General features: G+C 30.4%; 9 protein-coding genes. 1 reads left to right on the forward strand and 8 read right to left on the reverse strand.

All coding sequences use genetic code 11. The features are described 5' to 3' along the window. Positions 1-230 precede the first annotated feature (230 nt). From F3K33_RS23905 to F3K33_RS23925, 5 genes are all read right to left on the reverse strand, one after another. On the reverse strand, positions 231-3,392 hold the full coding sequence (locus tag F3K33_RS23905) for a cadherin-like beta sandwich domain-containing protein (RefSeq protein WP_023976106.1): 3,162 nt from the start codon (positions 3,390-3,392) through the stop codon (positions 231-233). Between the two features lie 429 nt (positions 3,393-3,821). After that, complete coding sequence (locus F3K33_RS23910) at positions 3,822-4,220, reverse strand: Zn-finger containing protein (RefSeq protein WP_023976107.1); 399 nt, start codon at positions 4,218-4,220, stop codon at positions 3,822-3,824. Positions 4,221-4,511: 291 nt separating this feature from the next. Beyond that, positions 4,512-6,497: an N-acetylmuramoyl-L-alanine amidase gene (locus tag F3K33_RS23915; RefSeq protein WP_039770726.1), complete on the reverse strand. Its 1,986-nt coding sequence runs from the start codon at positions 6,495-6,497 to the stop codon at positions 4,512-4,514. Between the two features lie 465 nt (positions 6,498-6,962). Beyond that, positions 6,963-9,233 carry an N-acetylmuramoyl-L-alanine amidase gene (locus F3K33_RS23920; RefSeq protein ID WP_039770724.1) on the reverse strand — a complete coding sequence of 757 codons (2,271 nt, stop codon included), beginning with the start codon at positions 9,231-9,233 and terminating at the stop codon, positions 6,963-6,965. 331 nt (positions 9,234-9,564) lie between these two features. Continuing rightward, positions 9,565-9,891 carry a hypothetical protein gene (locus tag F3K33_RS23925; protein WP_012060854.1) on the reverse strand — a complete coding sequence of 109 codons (327 nt, stop codon included), beginning with the start codon at positions 9,889-9,891 and terminating at the stop codon, positions 9,565-9,567. A 179-nt stretch (positions 9,892-10,070) separates the two neighbouring features. Here F3K33_RS23925 and F3K33_RS23930 point away from each other — a divergent pair, with 179 nt between their 5' ends. Then, positions 10,071-11,141 (forward strand): diguanylate cyclase, encoded by a 1,071-nt coding sequence (locus F3K33_RS23930; protein WP_023976110.1) that lies wholly within the window; start codon positions 10,071-10,073, stop codon positions 11,139-11,141. An 86-nt stretch (positions 11,142-11,227) separates the two neighbouring features. Here the strand turns inward: F3K33_RS23930 and F3K33_RS23935 are convergent, their stop codons facing one another. From F3K33_RS23935 to F3K33_RS23945, 3 genes are all read right to left on the reverse strand, one after another. Then, positions 11,228-11,974, reverse strand: coding sequence for a MurR/RpiR family transcriptional regulator (locus tag F3K33_RS23935; RefSeq protein WP_012060856.1), 747 nt, complete (start codon positions 11,972-11,974; stop codon positions 11,228-11,230). Beyond that, entirely contained in the window at positions 11,952-12,743 is a 792-nt protein-coding gene (locus tag F3K33_RS23940; RefSeq protein WP_012060857.1) for a MurR/RpiR family transcriptional regulator, read from the reverse strand. Before F3K33_RS23940 ends, F3K33_RS23935 begins: the two co-directional genes overlap by 23 nt. Positions 12,744-12,996: 253 nt before the next feature. Then, a complete protein-coding gene (locus tag F3K33_RS23945) occupies positions 12,997-14,331 on the reverse strand; it encodes a 6-phospho-alpha-glucosidase (protein ID WP_023976111.1) in 1,335 nt (444 codons plus the stop codon). Between the last annotated feature and the right edge of the window lie 396 nt (positions 14,332-14,727).

Consider the following 14,727-nt stretch of genomic DNA (forward strand, 5'->3'; position numbering starts at 1 on the left):
TCGCTTGCCTAAATCTTTAATCAGACAAGCGAAAGTTGAAAAACCTCCCTCTTAGTGCCTTTTTGTATAGAAATTTCTAAATCCCTGTTATACACGTACGTATTTGATTTGTAAATATAATCTTACATCCACCAATCATAATTCCTTTAAAACTGTAGAAATAGCATAATCTTTATTTCTATGAGCTATATGTAATTAAAAGTCATAGCTTAACAAAACTATAAATATTTTTAGTACATAGCTCCATCCTGTCCAAATTTATATACACCATCATCAATATACATACTTTGATTCACAACCATTTGTCCATTAGGAGTAAAGTAATACCATTTTCCATTTAAATTTAACCAGCCTTTTTTCATTACTCCATTTAACCCCAAGTAATACCAGCTATTATTTAAATTCATCCATCCTTTTCTCATCTCTCCGTTTGTTGGATCTAGGTAATATGTTTGACCAGTCTTATCATCAACCTTCCAACCTGATGCTCTGTATCCTAAATTATTTAGGTAGTAGTACTTTCCGCCAGTAGATACCCATGCATTTTTAACTTGTCTGCTTTTTTTATCAAAGTATACTGGTTTCCCATTTACTGTTCCCCATTCATCATACTTAGTTAAATCTACCCAACAATCATTGTAATCATCATAAAATTGATCATCATCACTGCTACTATCATTATTATTATCATCGTTATTCCAATCAGAAGAGTCAACCCTATAAACTTCTAAAGTATAAGTTTTAGTCTCCTTGCCATCTTCAGATATAACCTCTATATCGATCTCCGTTTTCTGAGCTCCTTTAAGGCTAACACTTATTGCAGAATCTGAATATTCCTCTCCATTAACACTAATTGTTGATTTGGAATCTTCTGCTATTGGAGTTACATTAATCTTAGATACATTTTGATCAACTCGAACTTTAGTTATATCTTCTTTAGGATCAAATGTATAGTCTCCTTGGCTAAGAATAACATTTTTCAAATTCGCATTACTACCTTTTGAATTGTTCTTAATTACAATGCTATATGTTTTACTAGTTTTCCCATCTTGTGCTGTTACAACTATGGTTATAGTTGTATTCCCATTTGTATTTAAAGGAATTTCATTTGATTCTCCAGAAGTTAAATCATAAGTTGCATCACTTCCATTAATACTTGCAATAATTGACTTAACATTATCATCTTGGGCTATTGCTGTTATCTTTTCAGTTGTATCTTCTTTTGCCACAGTAGTTGTATAATCTAATTTATCACTTGAAAATCCTGAATTCCCATCACTATCAGTTAAAGTATATCCTGAAATTTTTAATGAATTTAATGAAGCATTGCTTGAACTTGCTCCTGGATCTGGTGTCACTTCACCTGTAAAATTTTCCGGAAGATAAAACACATAACTATCTCCTACAGTATACGTACCAGTTTTGACTTTTACATCCTGACCATTCTCATCTTTCTTTATTTCAACCTTATCATAATATGCTTGAACAACCATTTTCTTTCTACTATGAGCAATATTAACATTAAGGCTAGTACTTCTTAAAAGATCCTTATCAGGCAAATTATTTACTGATTCAGTGGCCTCCTCAAGATTAGTACTATTTACATCATCCGCAAAAAATACTTTTATATATTCATGCTTATCACTTTGATGACCTGTAAAAGAAACTATAACTGAATTTGCATTAGGCGACCCATAATACAAATCATAACTACGCCTAGATGAAGTAAAACTAACTTCCCCATTATTCGCTTTAGTTACTCCTGGTTGTGTTAACACCACATCACTATTACTATCTGTAGTTTTACTAAATTCTAAATTCATTGTAAAGTTATTATCATTATTTATAACAACGACATCTAATAGATATCTCGCTAATATCTGTGATGAATTGGTTATATTTCCATCTTTGCCCTCATAGGCATCTATCTGTATCTGATTATAATCTGAGCTCGTATCAAAATTAACATATTGTTTTCCATTTTTGAGCTGCGACTGTTCAGTTTTAGTCTTCCCTGATGAATCTTTATAATTATTAGTCACAGTATATGCTACATTGTTACTGGATTGAGATCTTATTAACGTAGGATTTATACTTATCATTCCTGCCCTTGAATCTACGTATATTTTTCCTTTATATTCCGAAAAACCAGACGTAGTTTTTGTGACAGTAAACGCCTTTCCAATATATGCTTTAACATCATCATCGTCATTAAAATCAAGCTTTGTTATACCTGCATTTTTTAAGCTATAATCTTTCTCTGCATCTAATTTATTGTATCTAATTTCTACTGCATATGCCTTCGCTATCTTTACAGTAGAGCTACTGTCATTAGTAACTGAGTTTACCTTAATTACTATTAAATCTGACTTACTTCGATTTGATAAATCTCCAGATAATTTCTGTCCATTAAGACTGAAACTTCCATCAACAGCACGTATACCATTTTTATATAATTCAACACCTTTATCTAAATTAATCATATCTCCAAAAGTCATGATATATTTTAATGCTGAAAGTGAATCTGGCACATCAAAATTATATCTTAATTTCATATTAGGATCTGGTGTCACCGTAGTCGAATATAAAAATGGCACTGTATTATTTTCATTTTTTGTGGCATCTAAAATCTCATCTTTATCATTAAATGCATCTGCATCACCAACATAAGCTTTAAATGTCATTTCACTTATTTGGTTAGTTGCATAATCCTTACCATTCTCTATTGTTATTGTTTTTTCATATTTTGTAACTGTCTTTTCTCCAGCTGGATCCGGAGTTGCATCTTGTGTTACAGTTCCGTCAGAATTTTTAGTTTCTTTATATATTATTGACAAAGTTGTTATTTTAACTGAATATTTAATTTTATTAACACCTGCTGGTAAACCTGTTATCTTTACTCCTATTCTTTCTGAATCATTTTCTACAGGAGTCGGCCCACCATTTCCAGTACTGTTACTATAACTTAAAGTTATTCCCATCCCTGCCACAGCATTTTGTCCGTCTGTATTGGCAGTCCCATCATCATTGATTAGTATAGCTTCATTTATAGCCTTAACAACTATTTCCTGCTTTGTTACTCCAGTAATTGATGATTTTGAATCTTTCGCCTGCTGTATCAATTCAGCTTGAGTCTTTTGAATATTTTTAAGAGATATATCAAAATTATCCTCAAGAGAATTAGCAGTATGTATCTCTTCTTGAGTAGTGCTATCTATTCTACTTGGAAGAGGTGTCATAGTTCCATCTAAATTTACTCTGCTAGCTGTAGCTTCTGCAGGTATATCATCCGCTTTTGCCACTTCTGAATTAAATCCAAGTGGTATAAGTGATATTATACTTGTAAATACCACTATTAGCGCTATAAACCTTTTTTTAATCTTGCTCATCATTCTCGTCCTCCTTAAATTGTGCTTCAAATTCAAAATTTAGTTTATATATAGCCGCTCGCCTATTTATCTCATCATATTAAGACATATCTTAGAATTATATTAAATAAAAAATATCTAAATTTATATAAATCCCTTATGTGTTAATATGTTATAATAAATTACTATTATTTTACTAATTTTAAATACATTCCATTATTTATTATCGAATCATTTCCTTGTGCCTTTAGACATTTATATCCTTTATATGAATGTATTAAGGCGTATTCATTAAATTTACCTAAAAATCATATAATATAAAATAATGAATAATCTTATATTAATATCTAAATAAAAAATAACCTTCCATAATATAATACAGCAGTTATATATTATGGAAGGTACTTTTATTAAACTTCTATAATCTTATTCATATTCCCTAAATGAAACACTTTATGATTTTCCTTTAAACGAACTATTACATTTCGGACATGTAATAGAAATTTTTCCTTTTCCTCTTGGCACTCTTAATTTTTGCTTACAATTTGAGCAAGTGTAATATTTATAGTTTTTTAATGTTTTTATTCTATTTATATTATTCTTGAACCACATTACTATGTTATTTTTAATTTTTAAATACTTATAATTCTCATTTCTTCTCTTATATATATTTCTTGAAAATATCCTAAACATACATATAATAACAGGAATATATGCTAATATTGTTAAAAATCTTAAATCCTTTGGTACGAAATTCATTATCAACAGTAGTATAAAAGATAAAACAAGTAATGCTTTAGATAATTCATCTCCACCATATCTTCCAAACATAAATCTTCTTAACCTATCCATGGACTTCACCTCTCTTGAATTCTATTAATATAAAATATAGTATAATTAATAAGATCTATCAACATTTATATTATTAATAATCCATTAATTTTTTATGATATACATTCGTAATCAAATCCTGCAAAATTTTACAACCTATTAGTTTAAATATGAACTCACTTCTTTACTGTAAGTATTATTATAAAAAATAATACAATATACCAAATATTATATCAGTATATTGTATTAAAACTTTTCTCACTATATTTTTATAGCTATTAAATTGCCAATTCTGTTCAGCAGTAAAATCATTTAAATTATTGTTGAAACTGCATTAGCAATTGCTGTTGCTTCTACATCTTGATATGATGAATCTGCACATTTTTTAGCTTCATCTGTATTTGTTATAAATCCTAATTCAACTAAAACAGCTGGCATTGTAGTATTTCTGCATACAAATAAATTACCATCTTTAGCACCTCTATTTATAGCTCCTGTACTATTTGTAAGAGATGATGCTATAGATGAAGCTACATTCATACTTTTGGAAAGCCTATCGTAACTATATCCACCACCAAAACTTTCATCTTGTGATTTTGAACTGTAATAAACTTCAACTCCTCTTGCAGATTCTGCATCAGCTGAATTGTGATGCAAACTTATAAATAGATCAGCCTTTGAATTATTTGCTATATTAACTCTATTAGTAAGGCTTTGATTAACTTCTAAGACTTCTCTATCAGATGATTTCCTAGTCATGATTACTGTATATCCATTTGCCTCAAGCTTTTCTTTTAACTTATCCGCAACCTGCATATTTAAATCTCTTTCAGAATATGTAATGCCATTATTAGTTGAATATGCGCCATCATCACCGCCAAAGTTATGCCCCGGATCTATAACTATGACTTTACCGTTTGTACTTCCAGGCATTCTATCTCCTCTTTTTCCATCTTCACCTATCTGCCATCCATTTATAACTGTATTCTTAGCCATTGCTCCTGAAACAGGCAATAAATAATAATAGGCATTTCCAGATAAAATCCAGCCTGTTGCCATCGTGCCATTACTTCTTAAATAGTACCATGTTCCATTAAGCTGAAGCCAATTTGTCGCCATAACTCCATTGGAATACAAATAGTACCAGCTTCCATCTGGCTTAATCCATCCAGTCAGCATACTTCCATCACTATTGAAATAATACCATTGTCCACTAATTGAAACCCATCCAGTCTTCATTGCCCCACTTGAATCTAAAAAATATTTCCTACCATCAATCAAGTTAAATCCAGTAATCATACTTCCATCTCCTTGAAGATAGTACCACTTATTGCTATCTTTTATCCATCCAAGCTGCATTGCTCCACTTGATTTAAAGTAATACCATTTTCCTCTTAAAAGGCTCCAGCCTTTTGCCATACTTCCATCACTATATAAGTAATACCAGTTACCATCAGGCTTAATCCACCCAGTAACTTTAGATCCATCTGAGTTGTAGTAGTACCAATTTCCATTTCCAAATCTCCAACCTATTGATGAAGAAATACCTTTACTACCATCCGGCGATGCTGGGATTGGCTTGGTTGCTTCCATTCCACTTGGAACTGTTGTATTTGTTTGAGGCTTATCAGTTCCTACAGTTTTGCCTGAGTCGTTATCACTACCAGAATTTTTAGAAGTGTCATTATCTGATTTTGATACAATTCCTGCTGATACTAATAAATCATTATATAATTGATTAACCTCTTCTCCATATGTAAGACTTGGAGCCCACTTTCCACCTAAAGCATTTACCGTTACTACTGTACCTTTTATGGTAATAAAATCCCTTGGGTCATATGAATCACTCCTTGGATATCCATCTACACCTGCATAAAGTGCTAGATGGTCTAAATGAGCTTGAACACCTTCATCCCATGTGTTGAATTTTTGATGAGCATTTGGATCATTATCCAATCCACCAGCACTTATTTTCAATCCACATGGATTATGGTAGCTTTCATTTATAACTCCTCCAAATTTACCATATCCTGTTTCCTTTGCAGCTTGCACATATGCCACAGCTGGATTAACATTTCCATGCTCTGGCGAATACTTCCAATATAACTTTGCCAGATTAATAAACGCATCTGTTGCACCTTTTGATTTAGCCCATTGTTCAGCCTGTTTTGCTGTTACTTTCGTCTCTGATACTATCTTAATATCAGTGATAGCAGCTTTTACGCTAGTAATAGGAATTAATATTAAAACTATCACAAAAGCAAAAAATAATGTAGTCGATCTCTTAATAGCCTTCAAAACAGCTTTCCCCCGTTCTATTTAGTTCTAAAGAACAAAAATTATATAGACAAATTTTCCCTAAAAGTAGTTTGCCTATTATATAGTACAAGCTTTTATTCTATTTTAGGTACTAATATATCCAATTATATGGCACTATCTTAAGGAAAATTATCGAATATAATCATAAACTTAGCAACAAGGCTATATAAATTTACATTTTTTATATTCTTTAATTATACAATTCGCTAAATATTAGTCTTACTAATAATAAATGCTTTTATTAAAACCAACGATTTTGCTAATACATACTCTGATAAATAGATAAAAACCTTGAAATGTTATTGAATAACACTTCAAAGCCTTTATTTAATACTTATCTACTGTAAATTTTGTAATTATAATATACATATTGATGGTATGAACTCAACTATATCCAACTTTAGTTTTCTCCCTGGATCTTAGTTAATTTAATACAATTACATTTTAAATATTACCAGCGATAACTTCTGCTATTGCTTGAGCTACCTTTTTTTGACTAGCTGGATCAGCGCATCTTGCTGCTTCTTCTTTATTGGTTATAAATCCAACTTCAACTAAAACTGCTGGTATATTGGTATTTCTACATACAAATAAATTTTGTTCCTGTCCACCTCTATTATTTAAGCCAAGCTTATTAGCAATATTATTATTTATAAGAGTTGCCATTTGCTTACTTCTTTCTATTCTATTGCTATCTAGTTTTCCCCCAAACTTAGAGTCTTGGGCTTCTGAACTATAAAGAGTCAGAACGCCTTTCGCTGTCTCCCCAGCTGAATTATGATGTACGCTTATAAAGAAATCTGCATTAGCATTATTTGCAACATCAACCCTATGAGTAAGACTCGCAACTAATGAGCCATATGAAGGCTGCTCACCAAGATTTCTCGTCATTATCACATTATATCCTCTATTTTGAAGTTCTGTCTTTAACTTATCTGCAACTTGCATATTTAGAACTGTTTCACTGTAAGTAACTCCATCAATAGTGCTTTCAGCACCGTAATCTTTGCCATAATCATGTCCTGGATCTATTACTATAGTCTTTTTACCATTTGAAGAATTACTTCCTGCTGAAGGGCTATTTCCTGAATTATCTTCATCGTCTTGATCTGTTGGAGTATTATTTCCTGAACTATCTTCATCATTTTGATTAGATGAAGCCTGCTTTTTCCCATCAGAGCCAATCTTAAATCCATCTATTGTTGTATTAGTAACCATTCTTCCTGTTGAAGTATCTAGGTAATACGAATCTCCATTAGATGTAACCCATCCTGTCGCCATTGTACCACTGTCTTTTAAATAATACCACGCTCCACCAAGATTAATCCATCCTTTCGCCATAGCTCCGGTTTCATACAAATAATAGTAAGTTCCATTATCAATAATCCATCCTGATGCCATGCTGCCATCTGTATTAAAGTAATACCAGTAATTGTTCAATTTCATCCAACCAGTAGTCATGGTTCCGTTATCATTAAACATATACTTCTTATTGTCTATATTTTTAAGACCAGTTACCATGCTTCCATCGCCTTGAAGATAATACCACTTAGCATTTTCCTTGAACCATCCAGTTTTTATCTTTCCACTTTTCTCAAAGTAATACCACTTATTATTTATCTTTGTCCAACCATTATAAGTAGCCATAGCTCCAGAATCATTTAGATAATATAATCCTGATCCATCAAATTGAAATCCAGTTTCCATGACACCTGAATCCTTTAGTAAATACCAGTTATTATCTACTTGCCTCCAACCTTTTGCCATAGCACCTGATTTATCTATATAGTACCATGTTCCATTATCTTTTATCCAGCCAGTTGTCATTTTACCATCTTCATCATTTAAGTAATACCAATTTTTATCTGGTTTAATCCAACCGACTGCTTTGGTAGTATCTGATTTGTAGTAATACCAAGCTCCATTCTCATACTTCCAACCAATATTTGATGTTATACTAACACTATTGTCTACAGTATCATTTGAGCTTTGAGGTTTATTCTCTGTAATAATATCAGATGCATTTGGTGCGCTAGGCTTACTTTCAGGAGTTGCTGGATTTGGTGACGCATTTGATGGTTGATTATCTGGAGTTTTACCATTATCTTTTGGATAATCTATTCCAGCATAATCCATTAAATTTTTGTATAATGCATTAACTTCTTCTCCATATGTAGCACTAGGTGCCCACTTTCCACCCAAAGAATTTACCGTAGTTGCTTTACCCTTAATTGTCACAAAATGTCTTGGATCATACGTATCTTTTCTTGGATATCCATCTGCTCCTGCATATAGAGCCAAATGATCCAAATGTGCTTGTACACCTTCATCCCAACTTTCAAATTTTTGATGTGCATTTTTATCAGTATCGCCTCCACCAGATGGATTTTTAAGTCCACATGGATTGTGATAACTTTCATCTAGAACACCACCAAAATTACCATATCCAGTCTCTTTTGCTGCTTGTACATATGCGATTGCTGGATTTACATCACCATGTTCTGATGCGTATTTGAAGTAGAGATCTGCTAAATCAGCAAAAGTATCTGTTGCTCCTTTAGATTTAGCCCAACTTTTTGCTTGCTTTGCAGTAACCTTACTTTCTGAAATTATTTTAAAATCAGTAGTTGCCGCTTGTGCACTTAATCCTGGAATTAAACTTAATACAACTGCAAATGCCAAAGCAAATGTTGTAAATTTCTTTTTAATATTCAAAACAGTGTGCCACCTCCTTACATTTGATTTTAACAAAAAACGTCATGGCATTAAAGGCAAATTTGAAAAAATGTGGACTTTTTTAGAATAAAACCACAGTTATTGTTTTTTATCAATAAATTTCATAGCTTTAATCAATTTTTAATATGTAAATGTGTTAATTAATTACAATCATATATCTGTTTTATAGTAAAATTATATCTAGAGTTCTAATAAAACACATTATCAAATATGCTTAGAATATATAAGCTGAATTATAATGTATATATATCTTCAAACAAAAATATTTTATTGCGCATAATTAAAAGAGAGCCTGTTTTAGTGCTCTCTTTTAGTGACTATGGTGTCTCCTACAACCTGCAAGATCACTCTTACAGTCATTTAGGTTGTCTATTAAATTGTCTACTAATTTATCTGTAAGACACATTTGGTTACATAACAGCTTTTCGTTAGTATTGATTAAATGACAAATAAAATTTTGGTTAGTAAATGCATATAGAAATAATAGTACCGTTACTAAACGACTTAATACGGCTTCTTGATTTCCTACAACCATTGTAGACAAAGTTAGGTCACTAATTGGTTCATTACAATTTGCTCCAAGAGTGTTTGCTCCGGGACTTTCAAAGCCAGGATCACAATAGTTACAGTTACTCATTCTCTTCCTCTCCATGTACAAAGATTTTATATAATAATAATATGAGTAATCTTGTCGTTTTGTTACTTTATAAATAAAAGTATTATTATTTAATAAATACATAATAATAATTTGAACAATATATTTTATCAGAAGTATAGATTATAACTGCTAGATATGTTAGATCGAAAGGAGAATTTATGCTTAAATTATTATTTGCGAACGCTGCAATTCTTATATCTTTTTTATATTTAGGAAGCCACATACTAAATGATGAATTTATAAAATCAAATTCTAAAGTAAAATTCAAATTATGCTTTGGCATGCTATCTGGTTTATCTGGATGTGTACTTATATTTTATGGAATTAATTTGACTCACAATACAATAATAGATTTTAGAATTATTCCTGTTATAATCACTTCAATTTATGGAGGATTTATATCAACTTTTATAAGTGTATTTATAATAATACTATTTAGACTTACTTTCTTTGGAATAAATTATTCTTCTTTAATTACTTCTGGAAATTTATTTATATTACTAATAATTTTTACCATTATATCAAGATATAAGATAAACTTTTCAAAGAAATATTTTTTGATGACTATAGTTAACATAATATCAACAATAATTTGGATTTCATTAGTTTTAAAAGATATGAATCTTATACTCCCTGCTCTAGGAAACTTTGTTATTTCTATAATAATGGTTTCTACTGTAGTTTATTATGAGTTAAACTACATCTCTAAAACTAATAAAATGTATAAAAAACTCAAGGTCGACTCGAGAAAGGATTTTCTTACAGGGCTTAATAATGTAAGAGCATTTAATGGACTATTAGATAAAACAATTAGAAACACCTTACAAAAGAAAGAAAACTTATCAATTCTCATGATAGATATTGATTTTTTTAAACATATTAATGATACCTATGGACACCATTCTGGAGATTTAGTATTAAAACAACTTAGCAAACTTTTAATTGATTCTTGTAGAACTTTCGATATTATCTCAAGAAATGGTGGTGAAGAATTCACTGCAGTTTTACTAGATTGCAATTACAAACATGCAGTTGATATTGCCGAAAAGATAAGAAAAAATGTAGAATGCAATACTTTTAAACTTGACAATAATGCCACAGCCAAAATAACAGTTTCCATTGGAATTAGTTCTTATCCTGATATAACAAAAAATATAAATACTCTCTTAAGCAAAGCTGATAATGCATTATATTTAGCAAAGCGCACAGGAAGAAATAAAGTATGCTAAAATGAAACTGAGATTCAGGTGTAGATTAAATTCACCTGAATCTCAGTTTTATTTAAGTAATAAATCTGCTGTTAGATTTAAAAGCATTATCTATATTCTAAGTATTTTAAAAGCAATATTTGATTTATCAGAAAAAATTGTGTAGTTGAATAAAGTTTTGTTTTATTTTCTCCTACTGAAATTGGATGTGTATAGAATTGAAGACTAATATCACTGATAGAAGCTAATTCATTATTTCCAACCTGAGTAATAGAAATAATTTTCACATCTTTTTCCTTTAACTTTTGCGCAAACTCATTCATAAATAAATTGTTTCCAGATAAAGATAATAAGAAAAAAATATCTTTTGAAGATAAAGCATCTAAAATAATGTTAGTTTCTTCCCTTCCCTCTATGACATATATTAACTTATTGCCAAAAATCATGCTACGCTTTAAATCTTTTGCTGCATTTTTTTGCACTGCTCCAGATCCATAAACATAAATTTTATCTGCCTTCTCAACTAATTCAAATACATCGTAGAAATCTCTTTCTTTCATAATTTCCATGGTCTTCTCAATATCTTTATATGTTTTTTCAATTTCTTTATTATCGAATGAATTTCGCTGCTTGTCTTCCCATTTTAAATGAATTTTCATTTCACTATATCCTTGTAATCCTAATTTATGTGTAAAACGTAAAATAGTTGTATGAGAAACATTACATTTAGAAGCTAATTCTTGTATTGACATGGTTTGGCACTCTTTTTTATGGTGTAAAATATACTTCCATATATACAAATCACTTTCATTTAATTTTTCATAATTTTCATCAATCAACGTTTCCAATTTCATGCTTTTCTTCCTTCTTATTTTTTTGTGTTTTATATTCCATATATTTCAAAAATAATATTTCAATTAAAATAAAGTATGATGTTAAAGATTCAAAATCTATGTCATTATAGATACTTGGTATAAGAGCTGTAGATGTATATAGATTATAATCACTTAATTTAGCTAAAGAATTATCTTTTAACTTTGTTATTGATATAATAGGAATATTTTTAATTTTCAAATTTTTAGCAAAATCCATAATAAATTGATTCTCACCTGATACTGAAATAATTACGAAAACATCTTCATCCGTAGCCAAATCTACTATAGCATTTGCTTCAGTATAACCGCTTAAGTCATAAAATATTTTTCCAGCAGTTAAAAAAGTACGCTTAAATTCTTTCTTTATCGACGACTGTACCATACCAATTCCATATACGTAGAGAGTTCTGGATTTATCAATCAATTCAAAAATATCTGTGCAATCCTTTTCCTTTATATTTTTTATTACCTCATTATATGCATCGCAAACAGCCTCTACATTATTAACATTCTCTTTTGACTTTTCATTGTCAAGCTTTAAATAAACCTTTAATTCCCCATATCCCTTTAGAGATAATTTTTGTGAAAATCTAAGAATAGTCGTTCTAGAAACATTACATTTATGTGCTAATTGATCTATAGCAAGAGTTTCACACTCTTTTCGGTGCTTAGAAATATAATTCCAAATATATAAATCATTCTCATTTAAGTGCTTATGGTATTTGTTTATCAGTTCATCCAGTTTCATGATATTCCCCACCACTATTTTCTACTTTGTTTCATGTTTCTTTAAATTCTACTCTATAATTTATCTTTTGTCTATTATTGTAAATACTTAATAAATTAATTCTCGAATTTAGTTGGAATAAAAACTAAAGGTTAATCTATCTTTTCTTAAAAAAAGAGAAACAAGTCCTCATGAACTCATTTCTCTTCTTTGCATATTATAAATAAGGTTTTATAAGCTATTGTTTTTTATTGATATAGGTAATATATTCTAATTACTTTAATTCAGGCCAATAACCTTTGTTAGCCTCAATTAAATCATCTAATATTAATTTTGCAACTCTTGCACTTGGTACTGTCTTCGAAAGAGTAAGTGATTGCCATAACTTTTGATAACTTCTTTCTATCCATGCTTCTACTGCTAATTTTTCTACACTTACTTGCTGTTCCATTAATCCCTTTTGGAACTGAGGAATACTTCCTTGACATATTCTTTCATAACCATTACTTCCAACGATACATGGTATTTCAACCATTGCAGTTCTATCAAAGTTTTCTACAGCACCTTCATTTGGAACTATAAGTAAGAATCTTTCCCTTGTATTTTCAGCTATTGCACATGCTAAATCTACAATATATGTTGCATGTGCATCCACTTCAAAACCTCCGTCTTTGCTTGTAGCACTTTCAATAATTTTTTTACATATTCCAAATACATGTTTTTCTCTTCCATCCATTACTTCATTTGCACGAGTATATTCTGGATTCGAAGTTTCAACCACATAATCTGGGAATAAATAATATTTTAAATATGTGTTTGGAATTGTTGTTGGATCCACTGCAAATATATCCCTTGCCTTTTGAAAAGTGTGTACCCAGCTTTCATCTACATGTTGATTTGTATCTGATAATGCATCTGCAAATCCATTTGCTGCCATATGTTCTTTAATTTGCGGCATTAAATCATTTCCATCTTTATCGTAAATCTTTGACCACCATCCAAAATGATTTAATCCATAATAAGATACTTGCATTTCTTTTCTTGATTTAAGGCCACACATACTTGCCATTTTTTCTTCTAAATCAATTGGCATATCACAAATATTTAATATTTTTGAGTTTGGTCTTAATCTTCTTGTTGCTTCTGCTACTATAGCTGCTGGATTTGAATAATTTAACATCCATGCATTTGGTGAATACTTTTCCATATAATCTAGTATTTCAATAACTCCTCCAATAGAACGCATACCATATGCAATCCCTCCTGGTCCACAAGTTTCTTGTCCTACCACTCCATATTTTAGTGGAATTTTTTCATCTTTCTCACGCATTGCATATTTTCCAACACGGATATGTGCTAGTACGAAATCTATATCACTAAATGCTGTTTCTGGATCAGTTGTATATGCAAATTCAATTTCTGGAGCATGTTCTTTTAAGTGGATTTCACATGCCTTTGCTACAATTTCTTGTCTCTTTGCATCATTGTCATAAAATTTAATAGATCTAATTGGAAATCTGTCCATGTGTTCTAACAGCATAAGTACAATTCCTGGTGTAAACGTACTTCCTCCACCTGCTACTGTAATTGAATACTTCTTCTTTGCCATTTTTCTTCCTCCAAAACCTGCTTATTTTTTGCTTTATTATCTTTTCTGAGTACATAATACACCCGAGAAAGGCACCTTACAATATATATGAACCCTTTAGGGAAATAAGCATTTCAAGTGTATTTCTTAACATTTTCTGTGACTTTTCACAGGAAATTTCTGTTATGAAATTATATATTTCTTTAACTACTTGAAATTTAAAACTAGATTTTACATAACTCTGAATCATTCAATGATATATGATGTATAAAATAAAAAGCCGATCTCTGCTACGCAGAAATCAGCTTTTTATTTATTTAAAAATATTATTTGTTGCATGTTAATTCTGAAATTAGCAGATAAGCAAATGCATACTAATCTATCACTATAATTCCACCTAAAATAGTACTAAAAGAC

It is taken from the genome of Clostridium beijerinckii (assembly GCF_008705175.1).
GTDB lineage: Bacteria > Bacillota > Clostridia > Clostridiales > Clostridiaceae > Clostridium > Clostridium beijerinckii.

What these genes read in the sequence shown, in the direction of transcription:
- F3K33_RS23905 (WP_023976106.1), bottom strand. Translation starts at nt 3,392, where the DNA reads ATGATGAGCAAGATTAAAAAAAGGTTTATAGCGCTAATAGTGGTATTT.
- F3K33_RS23910 (WP_023976107.1), bottom strand. Translation starts at nt 4,220, where the DNA reads ATGGATAGGTTAAGAAGATTTATGTTTGGAAGATATGGTGGAGATGAA.
- F3K33_RS23925 (WP_012060854.1), bottom strand. Translation starts at nt 9,891, where the DNA reads ATGAGTAACTGTAACTATTGTGATCCTGGCTTTGAAAGTCCCGGAGCA.
- F3K33_RS23930 (WP_023976110.1), top strand. Translation starts at nt 10,071, where the DNA reads ATGCTTAAATTATTATTTGCGAACGCTGCAATTCTTATATCTTTTTTA.
- F3K33_RS23935 (WP_012060856.1), bottom strand. Translation starts at nt 11,974, where the DNA reads ATGAAATTGGAAACGTTGATTGATGAAAATTATGAAAAATTAAATGAA.
- F3K33_RS23940 (WP_012060857.1), bottom strand. Translation starts at nt 12,743, where the DNA reads ATGAAACTGGATGAACTGATAAACAAATACCATAAGCACTTAAATGAG.
- F3K33_RS23945 (WP_023976111.1), bottom strand. Translation starts at nt 14,331, where the DNA reads ATGGCAAAGAAGAAGTATTCAATTACAGTAGCAGGTGGAGGAAGTACG.